Source organism: Alicyclobacillus herbarius DSM 13609, assembly GCF_000430585.1.
Taxonomy (GTDB): domain Bacteria; phylum Bacillota; class Bacilli; order Alicyclobacillales; family Alicyclobacillaceae; genus Alicyclobacillus_G; species Alicyclobacillus_G herbarius.
The window spans coordinates 73,909-97,140 of the sequence record NZ_AUMH01000014.1 but is presented as its reverse complement, the minus strand read 5'-3'; the positions used below and the strand labels follow the sequence as shown (position 1 = coordinate 97,140).

Here is a 23,232-nt window from a genome sequence, read left to right as displayed (position 1 = left end):
ACAAAAGTTCGCCTCCCGGGGTCCAGCACCCCAAAGGGAGCGCTTGCACCCCGGTCCTTGGCTCTGATTGCGAATCACATTCGTGTTCGCAAGACTCTCTGTGCGTGTTTAGTTTTCAAGGAACCTCGTGACTTGCTTCACCTGTTCCCGCAGTGACCGGGCTATCCGGTCGCAAGCGGCATCGTTCATCGTATCACCCACACGCCATAATTGCAAGCGGTAGATGATGGATGCCGATGTTTTGCGGTTTTCAGGGCCGCCGGTCGATTGGCGACGCTGACTAATATAGCACGCTGGTTTCCAGAATGCAAGCGAATTATACCCGGAAGTTTTTTCGACCCACCCGAATATTTTTGGATGCGAGCAGGCTCACTGGGTACACACCAATTAATATCGCTGATTCAATGGATTCGGCAAAAAAGGGTACAGCAGAATTCTCGGCTCACACAACTTAAATTTATGCTATTCCGACGTTCCTGATTCGCAACAACACGCTTCAACCGGCACCACCATATATCAACTGTTCCAAGAAAAGAGGCGGAGCCGTTTTAAGCTACAATATAGTCATAACGTCCGCTTGGCGATTACCGTAATGCCCGCTTGGCATGAAGCTATACCCCCGCATTTGCGGTAACCGCGGAGCCGAACAGAACCTTCCATGGAACCCGTTGTCTTCTCGAGGTGATCTTTGCTCATGAAATTAACCGTTCTCAACCGGATCGGCTTGACGATAAACGTGATTAAAACCGCGCTGGCAGCTGGATTGTCGTGGCAAGTGGCCTCATTCGTTTCTCACAGTCAATATCCTTACTTCGCCGCACTCGGGGCGGTCCTCACGGTCCAAGTGACCGTGGCCGATTCGATAAATAAGGCCATGCAACGCGTCATTGGTATCATAGGCGGGGTTATCGTCAGCATCATCATAGGCCATTGGTTACCGCTCAATCCTGGCTCTATCACACTCGCTGTACTGATTGGCATGGCTGTTTCCACGGCACTCAGATTAAATCCGCAGATTATATCCCAGGTGGCTGTAAGTTCACTTTTGGTACTCGCGTTTGGTAGCACACGCGGATACGCCATCGACCGAATTATCGAAACGGTGATTGGCTGTGCGATTGCCATTTTGCTGAATATCGCCCTGATACCTCCCAACCCGATTCCAGACGCGGAAAAACGTGTTTTACACTTAAGTGAGTACGCTTGTACCGTGCTAAACAATTTGGCCATCGCTTTTGAGATGCAGGCATTAAGGCCCACAGACATGCCCTATATTCAAGAACTGGTCGACGAAACGGAAAAAAGTTATCAGGCGGTCCACTTGGCGGCGCAAAGCTTGCGGTACAGTCCATTTTTGCGAAACAAACGTTCCCGCGTACTCGCTTTGTCCCGCATTATCGGGAGGTTTGAACGCATCACCATTCAAATTCGTGGAATCGCACGGGCGTTGGTTGACCTCGGCCCCGATGTTCAACCCGATGATCGCTTAATCCAAGCCATGAAGGCTACCGCCACCTGCATTGGACTCGTGGCTCCGCGGGAGATCTATGACTCGGACGAACTCAAAGAGCGACTCCAATCAAGTATTGAGCAGGCAAAGGAGCTTCAAAACACGTGTATACTTGGTGTCAAGAAAATCGAATCGTTACATGAACTCACGAATTTCGGCAGTATTTTAACGGACTTAGGTCGCATTTTAGTCGAGGTCCAAGGCGACGGCCCGGTGATTACGGAGAGGGAATGATCCGCTCTGTTCCACGTTACGGGCACCGATGATGGGAGCCGTCACTTTACAATGCTTTGGTTTATTTTTGAATTGGAACTTTAGAATGGAAAGAGGTTTCGGATAGGTCGGCGATTTGATCCTCTCAGAAAACCACAGGTAAGTATATAATCAGAATTTTTAACATTAATTGAATCATAGTATGAGTTCCTTTTCAACTTTGTGTTAAACTAGGACAGAGTATAAGTGAGCTGTAAGGGGATTGTGACGCTGAAACTGGTATCCTGGAATGTGAACGGTCTGAGAGCGTGCGTAAACAAGGGATTTCTTGAGTATTTCAATGAAATTCAAGCGGATATATTTTGCGTTCAAGAGACCCGACTGCAGGAAGGGCAGATCCAACTGGATCTTGGAGAGGAATATGAGCAATACTGGAATTACGCCCTCAAGAAAGGCTATTCTGGAACGGCCGTATTTACAAAGTTTAATCCACTTTCCGTGCGTTATGGTCTCAAGGATGAGACAGAGCCAGAAGGACGCATCATCACGCTTGAATATGACACCTTCTATCTCGTGAATGTATACACGCCCAATGCGAAACGCGATCTATCGAGGCTTGGATACCGACTGGAATGGGAAGATTTATTTCGAAGCTATGTACGGCAGCTTGATGCACGTAAGCCCGTTATCATTTGCGGTGATTTGAATGTTGCCCATCAGGAGATTGACCTCAAAAACGCGAAAGGGAATCGCGGCAATTCCGGCTTTACGGATGAAGAGCGGGAGAAGATGACCCTGCTCCTCAGCTCCGGTTTCACGGACTCCTTTAGGTACCTTTATCCGGACCGTACGGATGCTTACACTTGGTGGTCAAATATGCCAAGGGTGCGAGAGCGGAACATTGGCTGGCGAATTGATTATTTTCTCGTTTCATCGAGACTTTGTCCCTTCATCGTCGATGCCCGCATCGATTCCCACATATTTGGAAGCGATCACTGCCCCGTTGTGCTGGAAATGGCCGAATTTTAGTCGGCTGAGGAAATCAAACGTGGCAGACTGAACCTATTTTTATGGAACGTGGCAATTATCGGTTACCATAACTTGCATGTCCATATGAGGTGTTGTGGGGAGCCAAATTCATGAATTCAAAACGTAAGGACTACCATTGCTGCGCAACATGTATTCATTTCAGGGCTGAACGGGCAAATCATCGTGTGAGGACTTATTGTTCCCGTTTGGGATACGATACGAGACCGGAGTACAAATTCAAGTGTTGGAACCCGAAAGAGACTATTGTAAAGAAGATTCAAACGGAGAATGAGGACCAGTGAAATACGCCGGCCTGTTGTAAAACGATCCCATGCAGGAACCTCCCCTACGGGGCCAGCGTAGTTCTAGGTTCAGCCTAAGATGTCAAACATACTCTAGGTAACGAGGTATGTCTAGTTGATTATCTCAAAGCATTGTCGAGGGCATCTAACATGAAGGAGCTGCCTCTAAACGCGTCGGCACTTTTGGAACAGCTCCGGTTTCGGATGGTGGAGGCAAATCGTATTAGTCCAAAACCACGACCCTACCACATCCAACCTATATATTACATAGTTCTTGAATATAGTGGAGGTAGCTTCCCTTGTATAGCACAGGCCCCACGCATTTTTTCAATTCCTTATGCCTTGTCTTATTCTTGGTGCAAACACGTTCGGAATCGGCCTTATTTGCGTCTACTCGACAAGTTTTGTGTGCAAGTGAAATACGATAGATAGGTTACGGCCTGGTCGTCGCCCTTTCTACAATTCGTACCTGACATGACTTCCCTGTACGCAAGACTCGATCCCCTTTGAGTGGCTAGACCTTGCAGAGACGGAAATTTCACCCGCTAACACACGCCAGCTTTCTTGACCCACCGAAATGTGGGTTGTATGCTTGCCTATACCTATTTATAAAATAAAAACCACGACCATCGAATCGGTTCGTGGTTTTGCATGGTGGAGGCGACGGGAGTCGAACCCGCGTCCGAAGACCTCGCCACATGAACTTCTACGGGTGTAGTACGTCTATTGGGGGGTCCTCAGCTGGCGCGGACGCACACGCTCCAAGCTGAGTAAGCTCACTGAATCTCACTGCCGATTCGCGAGCGCATCGGCAGCCAGCCCGCTAGGGTGACGTCACCGCGTGCGCACGGGCGACGCACATCGGGACGGCCTGACTGAGATTAGGCAGCCAGGGCGAGGTTGTTGTTTGCGGTAAAGCGATTAGCTTTGCCAGTTACATTTAGATCCGCGTTTTTTACGTGGCCTCGCGGCCCCACGACCCGCCGTTCATGCTCGAACAGCCCCCGTCGAATCCAAAACGCCCCCATGAGAGACGCTCGACTGGCCCGAGCGAACGATGTCAGGCAACAACCTCTGTCATTATCATACACAAAACCGCCGCGCGCGTACACCCCGACTTGCTGCCAACACTGGCAATGGTCACTTGCACGGTCTAGCTACGTGGGCAATCCCGCGTGGGCAATCGCCTAAGTGAGTAATCCAACTCGGTCCTCCACCCGACTGCGCACAACCAGCCGCTCCCCCAAACGGATTCGGGGCCTTGCATCGGATGCGGCAGTCCAGTCGGATTATGCCCGTCGATTCCGTTCCCGCAATGCCCGCTGAATGGCCCTGTCCGCATCGCGCTTACGCATGGCTTCACGCTTATCGTGCAGCTTTTTGCCTTTTGCCAAGCCTAGTTCCACCTTGCAGAACCCGTTGCGGATATAGAGTTTGGTCGGTACCAGGGTATAGCCCTGCTCTCGCACCGCGCCAATCAGTTTGTTGATCTCTTGACGCTTGAGCAGCAGTTTGCGCGTGCGGAGCGGATCGTGATTGAATCGGTTGCCCTGTTCATACGGGCTCACGTGCATATTGTGCAGGTAGACTTCTCCACCCTCAATCCGGGCGTACGCATCGCGCAGGCTGACCGAGCCGCGACGAATGGACTTGATCTCGGTTCCGGTGAGGACAATCCCGGCTTCATACGTTTCCTCGATAAAATAGTCGTGATATGCCTTGCGGTTCTGCGCGAGTGCGCGCCGCTCCTCATCCTTGGCCATCGTTTCACCTCAGGGTGCACCGGAAAATCGATCTACTCAGCCAATCGGTGCAACCTGAATCGTAACATGCCCGCCGTGCCGGACTCAAGCCTCGGTGTCGATGAGGTTGAGCGCACCCAATCGGAGAGCGTGCGGCAGCCGCACGGCTTGTCCAGCGGGTTTGCGTCTCGAGCGTGTCGAGGCCGTTTCCCGCCTCAATGCACGCGCCGGCCGCGCTTTGCCTTACGCCGGCGGGCACCGGTCGGTTTTCCTCCCCGCGCCCCATAACGGGTCGATCCGTTCGCGGCCACGGCGACTTTATCGCGATTGCGCTTGCGGCGAGCGCGGTTTGCCGTACCTGGGGCAGCCATTTCACCGGCAATCCCGGCAACCGAGACCGGGGTCTTTGTCCCACTCCGGCGTCGACCCCGGCGGGGTCCCGTACCGTCCAAAAACTCTTCCGACCTGCGGCGGCGATGCCCAACGCGAGGGCCAGTTGGACCTTGGACCGGGCCGCGTGCCAACTGAGCCCGCTGCCGGATGCGACGGCGCCGCTCTTTGGGAGACAGGTCCTCGTCATACTCAATCGTATGCACGCCCTTTTCGGTGACCATGGTGGCCTCGCGGCGGTGCGCGACCAACTCGAAGTCAATCGAGAGGTTCTCCTTACTCGCCGCCGCCACCCGGACCACGACCGGATCGCCAAGACGAAAGACGCGCCGCGTCCTCTCCCCGACGAGGGCCATCAGCTTCTCGTAGTGGATGTAGTAATCGTCGGTCAGGTAACTGATGTGAATCAGACCCTCGGCTCCGTTGTCCAGGTGGACAAACAATCCAAACGAGGTGACCCCGCTGATGACACCGTCAAACTCTTCGCCAATATGGTCGAGCATATACTCGACCGTCTTCAGTTGATCGACCTCGCGTTCGGCGTCCTGGGCGGTGCGCTCACACTCGCTCGACTGACGGGCAGCGTCCTCGACAAACGCCTGCAGGTGCGCCAGCCGTTCTTCCGACAGCCGGCCACCTGTGTCCAACACCTCGCGGATGATGCGATGGATGACCAAGTCGGGATAGCGGCGAATCGGCGAGGTAAAGTGGGTGTAATACTTTGCCGCCAGGCCGAAATGGCCCACACACTCGGGTGCGTACCGGGCTTGACGTAAGGAACGCAGCATCAATTTCGAGATGACCGCCTCCTCGCGCGTGCCTTCAATCTCTTTCAGCACCGCCTGTAGGGCGCGCGGGTGGACGCGGTTGCCCACCCCCTTGACGTGGTAGCCAAAGTTATGGATAAACTGGTTGAACTCGAGCAGTTTCTGCGGATCCGGCTCTTCGTGGATCCGGTACACAAACGGGATGCCGAGCCAATAAAAGTGCTCCGCGATGGTCTCATTGGCCGCCAGCATAAACTCTTCAATCAGCCGCTCCGCAATCGACCGCTCGCGAGGAGTCAGGGCTAGGGGCCGACCGAGATCGTCCACCTCGACCTTGATTTCGTCAAAGTCGAAATCAATCGCCCCGCGGGCCATCCGCCGCTGGCGCAGGATGTCAGCCAGCTCGGCCATATCCTCGAACATCGGCACCAGTGAGCGGTAGCGGGCACGCGCTTCCGGATCGTGATCGACCAAAATGCGATTGACGTTCCGATACGTCATCCGTTCGGTTGTGCGGATGACGCTGGAAAAGATGTCGTAGGCCACACGATCGCCGGCCGGGGTGATCTCCATTTGGCAGGAGAGGGTCAAGCGGTCGACCTGCGGGTTGAGCGAGCAGATGTTGTTGGACAGCCGCTGCGGCAACATGGGAATGACCCTATCCACCAGGTAGACGCTGGTGCCGCGCTTATACGCCTCTTTGTCGAGACGGCTGCCCTCCTTGACATACCAGCCGACATCGGCGATGTGTACCCCGAGTAAAAAGTTGCCGTTCGGCAAACGCTTGACCTGCACCGCGTCGTCCAGGTCTTTCGCGTCCTCGCCGTCGATGGTGACAATCGTCTCCTCGCGCAAATCGCGCCGACCTTCCAGGTCCTTCGGGGGAATCTCCAGCGGGATGGCCTCCGCCGCCCGGAGCACCGCTTCCGGAAACGCCTCGGCCAAGCCGTACTTGCGTACCACCGCCAGGATGTCCACGCCGGGTGCATCCGGGTGACCCAGCACCTCCACGACACGCCCCTCAGGGCCGCGCGTCGCCGTCGGATACGAGGTGATTTCCACCACCACGACGTAGCCATCATGCGCATCCATCATATCCCCGCGGGCAATGAAGATGTCCTGCGGGAACCGCTTGTCCAAGGGAGAGACAAAGGCGTGATCGCGATAACGAGTGAACTGTCCGACGACCCGGTGCTGCGCCCGCTTCAGGATGCGAACGACCTGACCCTCGCGGCGGGGTCCCGCGCTCGACTTGTCAATGCGGACCAAAGCCAGGTCCCCGCTCATCGCCCCGTTCAAATCCCCAGCGGCGATGTAGACGTCCGGTTCCCCTTCCTGCTCGGGAATGAGAAAACCGAAGCCGCGCGCCTTCATCTGGATGCGCCCACGCACCAGGTTCATCCGCTCCGGCACCCCGTAGCGGTTGGTCCGCGTGCGAACGACTTCGCCTTTTTCTTCTAGGTCGGCGAGCAACTGGAGGAACCGCTCCTCCTCGTCTTCCGATTCTAGTTCAAACGTCTCGACCAACTCGTGGGCCGTCAGCGGTCGATACGCGTCATGCTGCATATAGTCGAGGATGTCCTGGCGGCTCACCACAACCAGCTGTCGCCTCCTTGCCTGTGTCTGAAAGTGTGTTCCAAATGGGAAAGGAATTATCGCGCTACGATACCCGTTCTCTGCTACGACTTCATTATCACCACAAGCAGGACGCGATACTCCGTCGCCTCAAGAGGTTAAAGCCGGGTGCGTATGCACGGAATCGCCCGGAAGTGAGGATAAAAACGCCAGCACCAAGCGGGTGACCGTATCGGGATTGTCAATCAGGAGCATGTGGCCGGCTCCCTCTACGTAGTGCAGTTCCTTTATCGTCGCTGGAACGGCGTCGTAGATATACTCGGCGCTGCGCGGGTCGGCGAGTTCGTCCTTTTCGCCTTGAATGACGCAAAGTGGACAGACCATTCGCGGCAACACGCGCTTGGTCATTTGCACCACACGCCGTAGTTGGCGCGCGGTCTTTAGCGGCGTACCACCGAGTTTGTCCAAGCGTCCCCGCAGCACCTCCTGAGCAGCCTCTGTACGCGGCCAGTTCGCCTTGATGGCCAGCGCAATTTGCTGAAACAGTGGATTGCTGCCGGCGTAGTAAAGAATCGGCGCCAGCATGACCACACTGGCGACCTTATACTGTTCCGCGATTAAGCTCGAGAGAAGAGCACCCAGCGAGAAGCCAATCAGGTGCACCCGCCGGCCTTTTTGGAGCGCCGCCTCGACCGCCGGAACAATCTTCGTGATCCAGCTCGTCACCGTGGCCTGTCCAGGCTCTCGGCGGGATTGACCGCCACTCTCCCCGTCGCGCCACAAGGGCGGCAGTACAACCTCATACCCGTTGTCCGCGAGCGCATCCGCAAGCGGTTTCAATTCTTCAGGCAACCCACCGAAGCCATGAATCAGGACACAGACTTCTTCCGGCATCGGACTTCCCCCCAACGACAAGTCCCGGCCCATAACGACAAGGTCCCCGCGAATCACGACATATCCCGGCCAATCGAAAGATGCCGCCCAAAAGGGGGCGGCATCCGAAAAGCCGTCACACCGAATGGTGGAAGGTGAAGGCGATAAATAGGGTGGCCAGGAAAAACAGGACAGCAATGACCACCGTCACCTTGGCCAGAAACGAATCCAACCCTTTCGCCTTGCGGTTGACGAGCTGGTCAGGTCCACCCGTAATCACTCCGGAGAGTCCAGCACTGCGCCCCGATTGCAGGAGAATCACCCCAATCAACAGGACACACAGAACCACCAGCACAATTTTTGCCGCAGTTAACACCATTTCACCCCCACTCGGTGCGCTTCACTAGGCACCCGTTAAACCGATTGGGTTCAGTCTATCACGACTGGCTGGCGCCGACAAACGCGGCTTTGCCGATAAACTTCGCAGCAGCCCCCAGAGACTCTTCGATGCGCAGCAATTGATTGTATTTCGCCACTCGATCCGTACGGCTCGGGGCACCGGTTTTAATTTGTCCGGCGTTGGTGGCCACGGCGATATCAGCGATGGTGACATCCTCGGTCTCACCGGAGCGGTGCGAAATGATGGCGCTGTATCCGGCTGTACGGGCCATGGCGATGCACGCAAAGGTTTCAGTCAGGGTGCCAATCTGGTTGACCTTGACGAGAATCGAGTTTGCCACGTTCATGTCTATGCCGCGCTCCAGGCGTTTAGTATTGGTCACGAACAAATCGTCGCCGACCAATTGCACCTTGTTGCCCAAGGCACGAGTCAGATGGACCCAGCCGTCCCAATCATCTTCCGCCAATCCGTCTTCAATCGAGAGAATCGGGTAACGGGAAATCAGGCCCTCATAGTACTGAATCAGTTCGTCCGCACTGCGGGTCACGCCTTCGCCGGCGAAGTGGTACTGTCCGTCTTTGTACAACTCGGTCGAAGCGATATCGAGCGCGATGGAGACGTGTTCGCCTGGTTTGTAGCCGGCCTTTTCAATCGCCTCGACAATCAGCTGAATGGCTTCCTCGTTGGTTTTGACGTTCGGCGCAAAGCCGCCTTCGTCACCGACTGTGGTCGCCATACCTTTGCTTGCGAGCACCGACTTCAGGTTATGAAATACTTCCGTACCCATCCGCAGTGCCTCACGGAACGTATCGGCACCGTGCGGCACCACCATGAACTCCTGAATGTCCACGGTATTATCCGCATGCTTCCCGCCGTTGAGGATGTTCATCATCGGCGTCGGCAGGACATGCGCATGAAAACCGCCCAGGTAACGGTACAAAGGCACCCCCAACTCGGCGGCCGCTGCTTTCGCTACCGCAATCGAAACCGCCAGGATGGCGTTGGCGCCGAGTTTCCCTTTGTTCTCCGTGCCGTCTAGTTGCAACAGCAAAGCGTCGATGTCAATCTGGTCGCTCGCCTCTTCGCCAATCAGCTCCGGACCAATCACCTCGTTGACGTTGGCGACCGCCTTCTGCACGCCCTTGCCAAGAAAACGGGATTTGTCCCCATCCCGCAGCTCCACCGCTTCGTGGGCACCGGTCGAAGCGCCAGAAGGTACGATGGCACGGCCCGTAGCACCGCTCTCTAATTCGACCTCTACCTCCACCGTCGGGTTGCCACGGGAATCGAGCACCTCACGCGCTTGAACATCGAAGATCTCAGACATCCACACTCATCCTTTCACGGAGATTATGTATACGATGGGACCAAGCAGGAACGGCCGGGCTGCACGTCGGCCCAGCCACCCATCGCTCAGTTCTGTTTGCGGACAATCAAGCTGTGACCCGTCATTTCTCTGGGCGCCGAAATGCCAATCAAATCCAGCAGCGTTGGCGCCAGGTCCGCCAGTCCACCCGGGTGAATCTCGTATTCGTTCGATGTGACGACAAGCGGCACCAATTCCAGCGTATGCGTTGTACAGGGTTCGCCGGTGTGCGGATCGACCATAATGTCCGCGTTGCCGTGGTCGGCCGTCACCAACGCCACACCGCCCTGGCTGGCCAGCGCATCCAGGACCTTGCCCAGGCACTCGTCGACCGCCTCGATGGCCTTGATAGCGGCCTCCAGACTGCCCGTATGACCGACCATGTCTGGATTGGCGAAGTTCAAGATGACGACGTCGATCTCGCCCGACTTTATGCGTTCCACCGCCGCATCCGCCACCTCGTAGGCACTCATTTCCGGCTTCAGGTCATACGTGGCGACTTTCGGCGACGGCACCAGGATGCGTTCCTCGCCCGGGAAGGGAGCCTCGCGGCCGCCCGACATAAAGAAGGTCACGTGTGGATATTTCTCGGTCTCGGCGATACGCAGCTGGGTCAGTCCGGCTTGGGAAATCACTTCACCCAAGGTATTGTCCAGGTCCACTGGTGCGAACGCCACTACCCCGCCGACCGTCTCGCTGTACTTGGTCATGCAGACGTAATGCACGCGGGGAAACTTCGGTCCGCGGTCAAACTCGCGAAAGTCCTCGTTCGTGAAGACGCGCGAGATTTGAATCGCCCGGTCGGGGCGAAAGTTGAACATGATGACCGCGTCCCCGTCGGCAATCGAGCCCACGGGTTGACCGGAAGCGTCCACGATGACGGTCGGCTTGATGAACTCGTCTGTGACCCCCTGCTCATAGCTGTCGAGAATCGCCTGCAGTGGGTCCTGTGCCTTGGTGCCTTCTCCGTAAACCATCGCCCGGTAGGCCAGCTCGGTGCGGTCCCAACGGTTATCCCGGTCCATCCCGTAGTAGCGGCCGGATATCGTGGCAACCTGCCCGACACCCGCGTCTTTCATGGCGTCTAAAAGCTGACGCATATACTGTTGACCAGAGGTCGGCGGGACATCCCGTCCGTCCATGAAGGCGTGAACGAAGACGCGCTCCACCTGCTCCTTGGCTGCGAGACGAATCAATGCCAGAAGGTGACGCAGGTGGCTATGCACGCCGCCTTCTGAGACGAGCCCCATGAGATGCAGACGGCTTCCGTGTTCTTTTACGTGCCGGATGGCGCCCAGCAGCGCCTCGTTCTGATTGAACGATCCGGACGCGATGGCCATATTGATGCGCGTCAGGTCCTGATACAGGATGCGTCCGGCGCCGATGGTCGTATGGCCGACCTCGGAATTCCCGAACTGATTATCCGGCAGCCCGACGGCTTCCTCACTGGCTTTCAACGTGGTGTGCGGATAGGTCTCCCAGAGCTTGTCGAAGACCGGCTTCTTGGCCAGAGCCACCGCGTTAGCTTCGCGCTCGCGGCGCCAGCCAAACCCGTCCAGAATGACAAGCGCCACCGGCCCCCGGCCATGAGGCCTTGGCTTGCGGGCAAAGTCGGGACTGATTCGCGTCCACTCTGTCTTACGCTCGCCTTGTGTCTCAGCCACGCGCTTCACCCCCCGCAGCAACTTGAGCCAGCGCCTCGGCCATCTGAACGAACGACTCAGCCTCTAAACTGGCCCCGCCGACAAGTGCGCCGTCAATATCAGGCTGGCCGACAAACGAAGCGATGTTCGCCGGTTTGACACTGCCCCCGTACAGAATGCGCACCCGGGCGGCCGTGTCCGCTCCGGCGAGGTCTGCTAGCTCAGCACGAATCGCCTGAATGACCGCCTGCGCCTCCTCGGCGGTCGGGGTCTTGCCACTGCCAATCGCCCACACCGGCTCATACGCGATAACCGGCTCTCCGAGCGCTTTACTATCCAAAAGCGACAGGCCCTTACGAACCTGTCCACGCACCAGCGTCTCGGTCTGGCCGGACTCACGCTCCGAGAGGTTCTCCCCGACGCACAGCACCGGCACCATGCCGGCGTCGGTCACGGCTTTCACCTTTTTGGCGGCCCATTCGTCCGACTCGCCAAAAATCAGCCTCCGTTCGGAGTGGCCAACCAGGACATAGCGCACGTGCAGCTCGCTGAGCATGCCTGGTGCGATTTCACCCGTAAACGCGCCCTCTGTCTCAAAGTACACGTTTTGTGCGCCTACGGCCACGTTCGTCGGCAACATCACAGGCAGGATGTGCAGCGCCGTGAACGGCGCACAAACGGCGTAATCGACAGGCTTTGGCAGGCGGTGGCTTTGACGACCCAACTCTTCGGCAAAAGCGCGCGCCTCCGCCACCGTTTTATACATTTTCCAGTTTCCCATCAACAATTTCCGTCGGTTCACTTCTATCCCCCGCTTTCCTGACCCGACCATTCGCTTCGGAGGTTCACCGTTCGATTGACAGCTCAGATCCCACGGCTCGAGCGGCTGCCCCTTTGCAGTTACTCCTTCTCGGTCAGCGCAGCCACACCGGGAAGCGTTTTGCCCTCAAGGAACTCCAGCGAAGCCCCGCCACCGGTGGAGACATGGGTCATCCGACCAGCCAACCCGGTTTCTTCGACCGCCGCGACGGAATCGCCGCCACCGACAATCGTTACGCCTTTGACTTCGGCCATCGCCTCGGCAATGCCCTTGGTGCCCACGGCAAAGGCAGGCATTTCAAACACACCCATGGGTCCGTTCCAAATCACGGTGCGGGCGTCCCGGATGACGCTTTGATAGACACTGAGCGTCTCGGGACCAACGTCGAGCGCCATCCCCTTTGTCGGCATCGCATCGACCTTATGTACCGCGTGTGGTGCATCGGCGGCGAACCGTTCGGCAACCACGAGGTCGGTAGGCAAAAGCAAGCGCCGATTCTCCGTTTTCGCCTTGTCGATGAGTGCCCGAGCGGTGTCAAGCGCGCCCTCCTCCACCAGCGACTCGCCCAGGCGGTAACCCTGCGCCTTGAGGAAGGTGTTGGCCATTCCGCCGCCGATGAGCAGGGCATCCACCTTACCGAGCAGATTCTCAATGACACCAATCTTGTCCGAAATCTTGGCGCCGCCAATGACTGCGACAAACGGCCGCTCTGGGTGGGCAAGGGCGTCCCCCATGACGCGGATTTCCTTTTCCAGCAACTTCCCGGCCACAGCCGTCAGGTACTGAGCCACCCCCGCGGTCGAGGCATGGGCGCGATGGGCCGTACCGAAAGCATCGTTGACGTAGACGTCACCGAGCCTCGCCAGAGCCTGGGCAAAGGCGGGATCGTTCTTTTCCTCCCCGGCGTGAAAGCGAAGGTTTTCCAACAACAGCACCTGACCCGGCTGAAGCTGCGAGGCTTTAGATTCGGCCGCTTCCCCGATGCAATCCTCCGCAAACGCCACACTCCAGGCAGGTTTCAACCCGCGCAGGTAATCCGCCACCGGCCGCAGCGAATACGCTGGATTGGGCTGCCCTTTGGGGCGTCCCAGATGGCTCATCAGGACGACAGCCGCTCCATGCTCCAGCAGGTAGTCAATCGTCGGCAGGGCGGCGCGAATGCGGGTATCGTCCGACACCTGCCCCTCTTTCATCGGCACGTTGAAATCCACGCGAACAAGCGCCTTTTTCCCTTGCCAGTCTACATCTTTTACGGTCAATTTGGTCATCCAGACTCACCATCCCCTACATACCGCAAAGGGGAGAATGGAACATCCTCCCCCATTCGATGGTTATTTTAGCAAACGCACTGCACGGCGTTTAAGCCGTTTTCTGGACACGGCATGTTAGTGGACACTGCTCGGCATCTTGCTGGCAATATAAGCGGCCAAATCCACGACCCGGTTGGAGTAGCCCCATTCATTGTCGTACCAGGCGACCACCTTGACCATGTTGTCAATCACCATGGTCGAGAGCGCGTCGACAATGGAAGAGTGAGAATCGCCGTTGAAGTCTTTGGAAACCAACGGTTCCTCAGTGTAGTCGAGAATGCCGTTCAGCGCACCCGCAGCGGCTTCGCGCAGGGCCTGATTCACCGCCTCCACCGTGACCGGTTCGGAAACCTCTGCCGTCAGGTCAACCACCGAGACGTTTGGCGTCGGCACACGCATCGCCATGCCGTTGAGGCGGCCCTTAAGGTGTGGTAGGACCAGACCAACCGCCCTCGCCGCGCCCGTGGAGGTCGGAATGATGGACAAACCGGCAGCGCGCGCCCGGCGCAGGTCTTTGTGCGGGAGGTCGAGAATCTGCTGGTCGTTCGTGTAGGAGTGCACGGTCGTCATCAGACCCTTGACAATCTTAAACTTCTCGTCAATCACCTTGGCCACCGGCGCCAAGCAATTGGTGGTGCAGGAGGCATTCGAGATGACGTGGTGCTTCTCAGGGTCATAGACTTCGTGGTTGACGCCCATGACAATGGTGACGTCCTCGTTCTTGGCCGGCGCGGAGATAATCACTTTCTTCGCGCCCCCGCTGGTGATGTGGGCCACAGCCGCGTTCTTGTCGGTGAAGCGGCCGGTCGACTCGATGACCAACTCGACGCCCAACTTGCCCCACGGCAGGTTGGCCGGATCGCGCTCGGCAAGGACGGTGATACGGCGACCGTTGACGACGAGGGCATCCCCGTCTGCCTGCACATCGGCGTCGAGGCGCCCATGCACCGAATCATACTTGAGCAGCATAGCGAGCGTCTTGGCGTCCGTCAGGTCGTTAATCGCGACAATCTCCAAATCCTCGCGGCCCAAGGCAGCGCGAAAGACGTTGCGGCCAATCCGGCCGAATCCATTAATCCCAACTTTAATGGTCATTTGCCATCCCTCCGTGGATGTTTTCGGCAATATTTCTGGCGGCGCCTTCGTCGGTAATCAAGACATCAATTCGATAAGCCTTGGCGGCAGCAGCGATGGCTTTCGCCTTGCTTTTGCCGCCCGCCACCGCGATGATGGCGCGCATCTGGTCTAGGTCGGACAACCGCAAGCCCACGGTTGTCATCGTGTAGACCGTCTGGCCCTCCGCATCGAAGTAATAGCCAAACGCCTCGGCGACCGCGCCCCGCTCGCGCAGGAGCGAGAGCTCCGCCTCGGACATCTGACGCCGTTTGGCCATCGTCACCGCGTCCCCGATGCCGTGAGCCACTACCGTGGCACTTTGCACTTCGCGCAGGCGCTCTTGGATCTGCGGCTCTTCGACAAGATGGGTAAACGTCTCTTCACTGAGTCTGTCTGGCACATGCAACATGATGGATTCGCCGCCGATGCGCAGGGCCAATTCGGCAGCAATCGTGTTTGCCTGCACCGACACGTTTTCCCCCAGGCCGCCTCGCGCCGGCACAACCTTAATGGCGAGCGGAACATTCAAGTGCGGCATCTGCCGAGCCAGTGCGGCCATCGTCGTGCCACCGGTCACAGCCAGCACATCACCGGGCACCAAGCACCGCCGGACAGCCTGGGCGGCTTCATGGCCGATAACGTCCTTGACCCACTCATCCTCATCACTGTCGCCCGCTACGACCACCACGTTGGCGATATTTAAGCTTCTCGAAAGCCGCGTCGCCAATTCGCTGCGGCCATCAAAGGAGGCAAGCGCGAGTTCCAGTGCAGGGAGCACCTGCAACGCCTCAGCAGTCAGGCTCATTCCCCCACTGCCGACCACGACCAACCCCTGCGCACGTAATGCATCCACTTCTGCCCGCAACACGCGCTCGGTCGTCCCCAGTTCGGCGGCCAGCGCCCGTCGGCCGATAGGCTGCAGTAAATGCAGCCGTTGCAGGATGCGTACCCTCGCCTGCAGGACTTCCATCAACTCGGGCACCACCCGCTGTACCAGTGACAAGTCGACCGTCGTCGCTGCATGGTTCATGTGGACACACCCCCTCGCAGTGGCCTGCGGCGGCATCGGGACGAATTGAGTCCCTATGGTACAATTTTTGTCCCGTCAGCGCCAAATAATATCCTGCGATTCCATTCTAGACACTTGCCGGTCCAGTTGCAACGGCACTCGAACAAAAAGTCTGAGCCGTGACGTTCCCCGTATGCCCGTACAATAATCCGTGTCCGTTTCGGATCGCAGTGGTAGTTGGACCGCGCTGGCGCTCGCGAACAGTCCAACTTAAGGCGAGTCATCGGTTTAGGCCAGCCGCCGACGTTTGTTGGAAGATGGAATCGACATCTGTTCCCGGTACTTCGCAACGGTACGGCGCGACACATGAATTCCAGCCGCCTTGAGGCGCTCACAAATCGCCTGATCCGATAGCGGATGACGCGGGTCTTCCGCCGCCACCCACTGGCGAATCTGCTCTTTGACCGCCTCAGCGGATACACTCTGACCTTCCGAACTGAGTTCCGTGCTAAAAAACGCTTTCAATTCCAGAATGCCACGCGGGGTCTGCATGTACTTCCCGCGTGTGGCGCGGCTGACCGTCGACTCGTGCATTCCCAGCTCATCGGCCACTTCGCGCAGTGTGAGCGGCCGCAAAGCGCCCGGACCGAATTCAAAAAACGCCTGCTGGGCGGCGACGATAGCTTCACCCACGCGCTGCAGCGTAAGTCGCCGCTGCTCTAAGCAGCGAGCTAACCACTCAACCGCCTGTTGTTTGCTGCGCAGATACTCCGCCGTCGCCGCATCGGGCGGCGCCTCCATAAGGCGCAAATAGCTGCGGTTCCACCGCAGTTTCGGATAGGCGGCCTCGTACGGGAGAACCACATACCGGTTCTCCACCTTGCGCACTGTGAGTTCGGGTACCACATATAAAGGCGCGGCCGTCGCATACTTCAGCCCTGGCCGAGGATTCAGCCGACGCAGCGCATCGACTGCTTCTTGTATATGCTCCTTGGGCTCGGCGAGCGCCTGGCCCATCCGCTGCCAGCGGGCGGACGCCACGTCTTCCAAATGATCCTCTATCAATCGCCGTAAAAGCGGCCGCACGGAAACCGGCGCCGAGTTCACCTGCAGAAGCAGACACTCTTTGAGACTGCGGGCGCCAATCCCGGGCGGATCGCAACTTTGCAGGAGGGCAATCGCCTCATCGAGGTAACAAGCGGCGTGACCCCACGCTTCCGCTGGCGGTAGTTCAACTAAGTAACCGTTCTCATCGATGAAGCCAAGCAACCTTCGCGCCAGTTGTACCACCCGGGGCGGAGCATCAGCCGTCCGCAACTGAAGGTCCAGTTCATCCCAAAGATTCGGTTCGGCGGCAAGATGGGCTGCAGGCCTTTCGGTGTCATCGTCAGACCATCGTGGACTGCGCGGTGTTTTATCGTTTTCTTCTAACCACTTCCATAGCTCTTTGCGTCCAACTTGCGGGGGTTCGTATTCCACCAGGGGGTTGTCCAGCGACAATGACGCGACCATCTGGTCCAACTCTACGGTGGCGCACTGCAAAAGCTCTATCGCCTGCCGCATCTGTACCGTCATCACCAGCTTCTGCGTCTGTTCTTGGACCAGCTCATATTGCATATCCATACTTTGCATATCCATACTCACACCCCCATCTCCCCATCAAGCGAATTCGATATGCGCGGCACGAACACGCACCTGATATCAAGATTCGCCGTCTGGCGCGAATTTTCCTGCTTCTATCAAGGTATGCTCCGCGGTCGCCGACTTGACAGAGAAACAAACAAGCCTGTTCCGAATACACATAACTACATGATAGGCAGCGAGGTGATTGTCGTGAGGATTGGCATCATCGGCACCGGAGTGATTGGCGGCATGCTGGCGCGGGCGTTTGGGCGGCTGCCGGATGGTCAGGTCACGATTTTTAATCGATCCGTACATAAAGCGGAGGCCATTCAGCGTGAATGCAGCCGCATCCGCATCGCGGACTCGCTGCCAGACCTGATTGCCACATGCGACCTCATCCTGCTCTGCACGCGGCCAGCAGACGCCATGGACGTGATGAAAGAAATCGGTCCCCGACTGCAACCGTGCCAAACCCTGGCCACGACTATCAGCCAGGTCCCCATTTCAGTCTGGGAACAGCAAACCACAGCACGGGTAGCCAAAGTCATCCCCAGTGTCACACAAAATGTTCAGAGCGGGGTCGTGTTGATTTGCTACGGCAGCCGTTTTGAAGGGTACCAGGAGCCGTTCGAGGCTTTGTTTGGGCGTATTGCAACCCCGTTTATCGTCGATGAAGAACAACTTCGTATAAGTTCCGATTTGGCGAGCTGTGGCCCTGCCTTTCTCGCCCATATCCTGACCCAGTGGTCCATCGCCGCCTCGCGCGTGGGCGACCTCAGCCAGGCGGAATGCGAATACATTCTCAGCCACATGTTGATTGGTGTCGGCGAGTTGTTGAAGAGTGGTTACGCCCTGTCGGAGATCATCCGCCGCGTGGCGATTCCCGGAGGGATTACTCAGCTTGGCCTTGAGAGCCTTGGCAACGATGTACAAGAAGTCTTTGTGCGCCTGCACCAAACGACAAGCACTGGCCATCCCCCCAAGATGGCGGCTAACTCCGGCAATTCGTGATCCTAAAGACCTGTCAACCGGGCTTCCTGAACATGAATATAACGACGTAAATTGACAAGTTTTGTCGAATCTCATTTCCTCCATCGAATACCGTCTTGTCCTTCTCGAAGAAAAGGTTGATAATATTTGTAGACAGATTAATCGGGTAGGTGACGCGGTTTGGACCAGGCATCTGTGCTCTCTCAGCATGCATGCGTGCGGTCCGATATTCGAACAGCAGGTGACCTGTCCGGCGAGACCGGATCGCGCGTCTGTGACGGACATGAAACGCGCGTGTGCTCGGCGCCGCTGTTGGATTCGCAACGGGACAAGCCTCAGTTAACAGATTCGGAACTGAGTAACCGCATTCATCATAACCTGACCTGGCTTCGAGCTGCCCGCCAGCACTTCGAACCGGTTCTACAACGGCTGGGCCACCCTGACATCACGGTGCTGGTGGTGTGCCCGGAGGGCTACTTGCTCGACCTCATCGGCCACGCGGAAAAGATCTCATCCCTCGTTGAGTCGGGAGTGGCAATGGGAACCAACCTTTTCCAGGGCCCGCATGCGCACCCCGCCTTAACCAAGGCCCTCGAGACGGGTGGGATCTGCTCAGCAAAGAACACGGATGCCTTGGACGGATGCGGTCGATTCGCCGTGGCGGCGACGGTACAGCCCCGCGATAGTAAGCGCATGGCTGGCGCATTCTGCATCCAGACGGATACCTGTACGTTGAAGGGGCCTGATATATCGGTTTTGGCGCAGTCTGCTGTGGTAGCGCTGACGAACTGGTGGTCAATGGAACAACAGCGACAAGACTTGATGCGCATGCATTTGGGCCTGGTTAGTCAAATGGAATATCACCTCGTATTTCTGGATGAGTTGGGCGACCTCATGGATGAGCGCCACCCCATTCCGGTGGATCCGCAGACCCGCCAACGGATGCTGCAGATGACCCGGAACGAAGAAGGGAAAATCTGCGAACTGGTGATTGGGGATAGAACCTATGTCGCCGACGTCCGTACGCTCACCGACCCAACCGGCCAGGTACGACGGAAACTCGGTCTCTTTCGTGACGTCACACAATCCAAGCGGTGGCAAGGTCAGGCGCGTGACTTGGAGAAAATGCTGTTGCTCACCTCTATGGCTGCGGGGATTGCCCACGAAATTCGCAACCCGCTCACCTCCGCCCGTGGCTTTTTGCAGCTCATCACAGAACACCTCACATCGGAGCAAGACCGGCGTTTTATTAACCTTACATTGGGAGAACTGGACCGCATCAACATGCTGGTCAAAGACTTTATGTCTTTGGCTCGGCCCCAGGACACACACTTCACTCGCGTGAATTTGAATGAGGTTTTATCGAGTCTGGCGCAATTTGTGCAGCCCGAGTCCTCCCTACGCGGGGTCAGCTTTGAAACAGAAATCGGGCCCGAACCGATGTGGGTGCACGCGGACGCCAATCAGTTGAAGCAAGTGTTGTTGAACATTATTCAAAACGCACTGCAGGCCTGCACACCGCGGGACTGTGTCCGAGTGCGGTTGAGCGCAGAACGGGATGAAGTCTGTATCGTCGTCCAAGATACTGGCTGCGGAATGACACCCAAACAGTTGGAACGGGTGTTTCAGCCTTTCTTCACGACCAAAGAGACGGGTACAGGTTTGGGCATGGCTATTAGTAAACAGATCATTGAAGAACACGGGGGCAGCATTCACGTCGAAAGTGCTATCAATGAGGGGACGACCGTTTCCATTCGATTACATCGTGCAAAACCGGAAGCCTCATCCGCGTGACGTCTCATCCCCGCTTGACGAAGTCCCCACTCCCTGATGTACCGGCTCTTGATGTGCCAATGACCTCCACAGGTTGGTTTCGTCTGCCCCCGCCGCAGCCGGTCGGAAGCCACATACTGCGAAGAAATTTCGTGCACGTAGGTTTTCCGGCGCGAATTCCACAAGCACTTCTTCCACCCCAGTCAGGGACAAGAACTCCAACAGCTGTCGCATGGCCTGGCGCCCAACATGTTGCCGACGCCATGGACTGGCGACGTAAAACAAACGTATACGGGCAGTCGTATCGAACGCGTCGACCGCACAATTCCCTACGCAATCGTCATCAGCTAGGATGAAGAACGCATACATCCCCGAGGACTCAAGCCAGGCTCTCGCGTCCATGACCCGCAGCTCTGGATGGTCAGCGGGTCGTTGGTTCTGTAGCGCGAGCACCTCGGCCACCGCAGTATCCGCCATTTGCTGAAATACCTCAGCATCCTCCCGGCGAGCCCTTGTCAGTTTCACCTCAAGACGACTCCCGGTAACCACCACTTGCTGTTCCGGCCTGAGCGTTCTACGCGGTGGTACCCTGCGACGGGCGTCGGCTGCCTGGCGTGCCTGGGCTAATCCGCGGCTCGCTGAATCGAAAAATAGGAACAAGCAAAAGACTCCCCCATAGATCATGAGCACGATGTCCCACAACGGGATCGCCACGCCCCGCAGACGCAACACCACACAACCTGTAAATCCAGCCACAGCGGTCATGACCGAGAGCACAGACACCCATTTCCGGAGTCCTGCCGCCATAACACACATCCTCCATCTGAGGATTGCACGGCAGCTGCGGGACGCAGCTGCCATGTTCCGCCCCCGCGCCCGGCTTAGGCGCGGTCAATCAGTTCCGCCAGTTCATCGACGCGCTGACTGAACAAAGCGAGCGTATCGCGCACCGGCTGTGGGGATTCCATATCCACCCCTGCCTGGCGCAGCAGCGGAATCGGATGGTCCGATCCACCGCTCTTTAAAAACGCAATGTACCGCTCTACGGCTTCCTGACCGTCGTTCAAGATCTTCTGCGCGAGTGCGGTAGCCGCAGACAGCCCGGTCGCGTACTTGTACACGTAAAACGGGGTGTAAAAGTGAGGGATACGCGACCACTCCAGGGCGATGTCCTTATCCACCATACACACCGCGCCAAAGAACTGTTCATTCAACTGATAATAGGTGTCACACAGCCACTCCGGCGTCAACGCCTCGCCGGCCTCCACGTGGGCGTGGGTCAGTTTTTCGAACTCGGCGAACATCGTCTGCCGGAACACGGTGCCGCGAATCGTCTCCAGCTGATGATTCAGCAGGTACGCGCGCTGCTTCGGATCGTCCGTCTGCTCAAGGAGGTGATGCAACAGCAAGTTTTCATTCAGAGTTGAGGCCACTTCGGCGACAAAAATGGTATAGCTTGCATACACGTATGGCTGTGCGCTGTGGGAATAGTGCGTATGCATCGCATGACCCAGTTCGTGCGCTAGGGTGAACATGTTGTCCAGCGTGTCCCGGTAGTTGAGCAGAATGTACGGATGAACCCCGTAGGCGCCCCAGGAGTACGCGCCGCTCGTCTTCCCGCGCGTCTCGTAGACATCCACCCAGCCACCGCGCTTGATTCCGTCTTCCGCCGTTTTGCGATAATCCTCCCCAAGGACCGAAACCGCCTCGAGAACCGTCTCCACCGCGTCCTCATAAGGCACTTTCATGTCGACCTCAGCCACAATCGGCGTGTACAAGTCGTACAGATGGAGCTCTTCCAGTCCGAGGACGCGCTTACGCAAGGCGAGGTATTTATGCAGGGCGGGCAGGGCCTCGTGCACCGTCTTGATGAGATTATCGTAAACGGAAACTGGCACATCGTCGGAAAACAACGCCATCTCTCGTGCCGACGGGTAGCGACGGACGCGGGCGTAAAACGCGTCTTTTTTCACGCTCGATCCGTAGATGGCCGCGAGGGTGTTGCGGTGTTTGCCATACGTTTCGTACATCGCCCGAAATGCGGCCTCACGCACCTCCCGCTTCCGGCTTTCCAGGAACTGAATGTAACGCCCGTGTGTCAGCTCCACCTCGTTCCCGTCTTCATCCCGAACCTTCGGAAAGCGCATATCCGCGTTGTTGAACATCGTAAAGATCTGGCTCGGCGCGTCCCCAACTTCGCCCATCGCGGCCAGAATCTGCTCCTCGGAAGCAGAGAGAACGTGCGGCTTCTCGCGCAGGATTTCGTCAATCACAAATCGGTACAGGCTTAAATCCGCATTTTCCTGCACCCACTGGCGCAAGGTGGACTCGTCCATCGCCAGGACTTCCGGCACAAAGTAGGACCGGGCTTCTTCCGTTTTCACCAATAAAGCCGTTGCTTTATCGGTCAGCGCTTGATAGGTCGCGTTCGCGTTGTCCTCGTCCCTGCGCATGCGGGCAAAGGCGTAGAGCCGGGCCAGACGCTCGCCGATTGCATCCTGCAGGCGCAAGGCAGATAACAGCGTCTCGGGAGATTCGGTCACCTTTCCCTTCAAGGCGAGCAGCCGTGACGTAAAGTCGCGCACTTCCTGTGCTTCCTTGTCCCACGCCTCTAAAGACGAGTACATGTCTTCCAGGCGCCACTTGTACTTGCTGTCAATGTCCGCCCGAGTAGGAACATCTGGCGTGGGTCCCGCGGACTCAGCCTTCCGTTGTGCAACCCATTGAATCGACAATACGTCGCGTTGATTCACGATACATCCCCCTGTCCCGATGCTTGGT

Annotated in this window: 17 protein-coding genes and 1 other RNA gene; 4 read left to right on the top strand and 14 right to left on the bottom strand. The window is 57.3% G+C overall.

Going from position 1 to position 23,232, the window contains the following annotated elements:
* The first annotated feature begins 694 nt into the window (after nt 1–694).
* Together H522_RS20595 and H522_RS0111000 are read left to right on the top strand one after the other, a co-directional pair.
* Nucleotides 695–1,744, top strand: coding sequence for an FUSC family protein (locus H522_RS20595; protein WP_051344188.1), 1,050 nt, complete (start codon nt 695–697; stop codon nt 1,742–1,744).
* 249 nt (nt 1,745–1,993) lie between these two features.
* On the top strand, nt 1,994–2,752 hold the full coding sequence (locus H522_RS0111000; RefSeq protein WP_026962350.1) for an exodeoxyribonuclease III: 759 nt from the start codon (nt 1,994–1,996) through the stop codon (nt 2,750–2,752).
* Between the two features lie 954 nt (nt 2,753–3,706).
* Here H522_RS0111000 and ssrA read toward each other — a convergent pair.
* From ssrA to rpoN, 12 genes are all read right to left on the bottom strand, one after another.
* Nucleotides 3,707–4,080, bottom strand: a transfer-messenger RNA (tmRNA) gene (gene ssrA / locus H522_RS21080).
* Nucleotides 4,081–4,343: 263 nt separating this feature from the next.
* Nucleotides 4,344–4,817 (bottom strand): SsrA-binding protein SmpB, encoded by a 474-nt coding sequence (gene smpB, locus H522_RS0110995; protein WP_026962349.1) that lies wholly within the window; start codon nt 4,815–4,817, stop codon nt 4,344–4,346.
* 194 nt (nt 4,818–5,011) lie between these two features.
* Nucleotides 5,012–7,549, bottom strand: a complete 2,538-nt coding sequence (rnr, locus tag H522_RS18990; protein ID WP_051344187.1) for a ribonuclease R — start codon at nt 7,547–7,549, stop codon at nt 5,012–5,014.
* Between the two features lie 129 nt (nt 7,550–7,678).
* Nucleotides 7,679–8,422, bottom strand: a complete 744-nt coding sequence (locus tag H522_RS0110985) for an alpha/beta hydrolase (RefSeq protein WP_026962348.1) — start codon at nt 8,420–8,422, stop codon at nt 7,679–7,681.
* A 115-nt stretch (nt 8,423–8,537) separates the two neighbouring features.
* Nucleotides 8,538–8,780, bottom strand: a complete 243-nt coding sequence (gene secG / locus H522_RS0110980; RefSeq protein ID WP_211230676.1) for a preprotein translocase subunit SecG — start codon at nt 8,778–8,780, stop codon at nt 8,538–8,540.
* 58 nt (nt 8,781–8,838) lie between these two features.
* On the bottom strand, nt 8,839–10,128 hold the full coding sequence (eno, locus tag H522_RS0110975) for a phosphopyruvate hydratase (RefSeq protein ID WP_026962346.1): 1,290 nt from the start codon (nt 10,126–10,128) through the stop codon (nt 8,839–8,841).
* Between the two features lie 86 nt (nt 10,129–10,214).
* The gene (gpmI, locus tag H522_RS0110970) at nt 10,215–11,741 is read right to left on the bottom strand and encodes a 2,3-bisphosphoglycerate-independent phosphoglycerate mutase (protein ID WP_026962345.1); all 1,527 of its coding nucleotides are present in this window, start codon (nt 11,739–11,741) and stop codon (nt 10,215–10,217) included.
* Nucleotides 11,742–11,823: 82 nt separating this feature from the next.
* On the bottom strand, nt 11,824–12,612 hold the full coding sequence (gene tpiA / locus H522_RS0110965) for a triose-phosphate isomerase (protein WP_026962344.1): 789 nt from the start codon (nt 12,610–12,612) through the stop codon (nt 11,824–11,826).
* Between the two features lie 98 nt (nt 12,613–12,710).
* Nucleotides 12,711–13,898, bottom strand: a complete 1,188-nt coding sequence (locus tag H522_RS0110960) for a phosphoglycerate kinase (RefSeq protein WP_026962343.1) — start codon at nt 13,896–13,898, stop codon at nt 12,711–12,713.
* 117 nt (nt 13,899–14,015) lie between these two features.
* The gene (gap, locus tag H522_RS0110955) at nt 14,016–15,035 is read right to left on the bottom strand and encodes a type I glyceraldehyde-3-phosphate dehydrogenase (RefSeq protein ID WP_026962342.1); all 1,020 of its coding nucleotides are present in this window, start codon (nt 15,033–15,035) and stop codon (nt 14,016–14,018) included.
* Nucleotides 15,025–16,086 carry a sugar-binding transcriptional regulator gene (locus H522_RS18985; protein WP_035453547.1) on the bottom strand — a complete coding sequence of 354 codons (1,062 nt, stop codon included), beginning with the start codon at nt 16,084–16,086 and terminating at the stop codon, nt 15,025–15,027. Before H522_RS18985 ends, gap begins: the two co-directional genes overlap by 11 nt.
* A 267-nt stretch (nt 16,087–16,353) precedes the next feature.
* A complete protein-coding gene (gene rpoN / locus H522_RS0110945) occupies nt 16,354–17,703 on the bottom strand; it encodes an RNA polymerase factor sigma-54 (protein ID WP_051344185.1) in 1,350 nt (449 codons plus the stop codon).
* A 195-nt stretch (nt 17,704–17,898) separates the two neighbouring features.
* Between rpoN and H522_RS18980 the strand changes: the two genes are divergently transcribed.
* Entirely contained in the window at nt 17,899–18,699 is an 801-nt protein-coding gene (locus H522_RS18980) for a pyrroline-5-carboxylate reductase dimerization domain-containing protein (RefSeq protein ID WP_051344184.1), read from the top strand.
* A 159-nt stretch (nt 18,700–18,858) separates the two neighbouring features.
* A complete protein-coding gene (locus H522_RS20590; protein WP_051344183.1) occupies nt 18,859–20,472 on the top strand; it encodes a two-component system sensor histidine kinase NtrB in 1,614 nt (537 codons plus the stop codon).
* On the opposite strand, the gene H522_RS0110925 is transcribed toward H522_RS20590, so the two are convergent.
* On the bottom strand, nt 20,461–21,258 hold the full coding sequence (locus H522_RS0110925) for a GNAT family N-acetyltransferase (RefSeq protein ID WP_026962340.1): 798 nt from the start codon (nt 21,256–21,258) through the stop codon (nt 20,461–20,463). The two genes, H522_RS20590 and H522_RS0110925, sit on opposite strands and share 12 nt — an antisense overlap.
* 74 nt (nt 21,259–21,332) lie before the next feature.
* The gene (gene pepF, locus H522_RS18970) at nt 21,333–23,204 is read right to left on the bottom strand and encodes an oligoendopeptidase F (protein ID WP_245578088.1); all 1,872 of its coding nucleotides are present in this window, start codon (nt 23,202–23,204) and stop codon (nt 21,333–21,335) included.
* Nucleotides 23,205–23,232: the final 28 nt, after the last annotated feature.

Coding starts and splice junctions, on each gene's coding strand:
- rpoN (WP_051344185.1), bottom strand. CDS start 17,703: ATGGATATGCAAAGTATGGATATGCAATATGAGCTGGTCCAAGAACAG.
- H522_RS0110985 (WP_026962348.1), bottom strand. CDS start 8,422: ATGCCGGAAGAAGTCTGTGTCCTGATTCATGGCTTCGGTGGGTTGCCT.
- H522_RS0110960 (WP_026962343.1), bottom strand. CDS start 13,898: ATGACCAAATTGACCGTAAAAGATGTAGACTGGCAAGGGAAAAAGGCG.
- H522_RS18985 (WP_035453547.1), bottom strand. CDS start 16,086: ATGAACCATGCAGCGACGACGGTCGACTTGTCACTGGTACAGCGGGTG.
- secG (WP_211230676.1), bottom strand. CDS start 8,780: ATGGTGTTAACTGCGGCAAAAATTGTGCTGGTGGTTCTGTGTGTCCTG.
- eno (WP_026962346.1), bottom strand. CDS start 10,128: ATGTCTGAGATCTTCGATGTTCAAGCGCGTGAGGTGCTCGATTCCCGT.
- gap (WP_026962342.1), bottom strand. CDS start 15,035: ATGACCATTAAAGTTGGGATTAATGGATTCGGCCGGATTGGCCGCAAC.
- smpB (WP_026962349.1), bottom strand. CDS start 4,817: ATGGCCAAGGATGAGGAGCGGCGCGCACTCGCGCAGAACCGCAAGGCA.
- H522_RS0110925 (WP_026962340.1), bottom strand. CDS start 21,258: ATGGCGGCAGGACTCCGGAAATGGGTGTCTGTGCTCTCGGTCATGACC.
- H522_RS20595 (WP_051344188.1), top strand. CDS start 695: ATGAAATTAACCGTTCTCAACCGGATCGGCTTGACGATAAACGTGATT.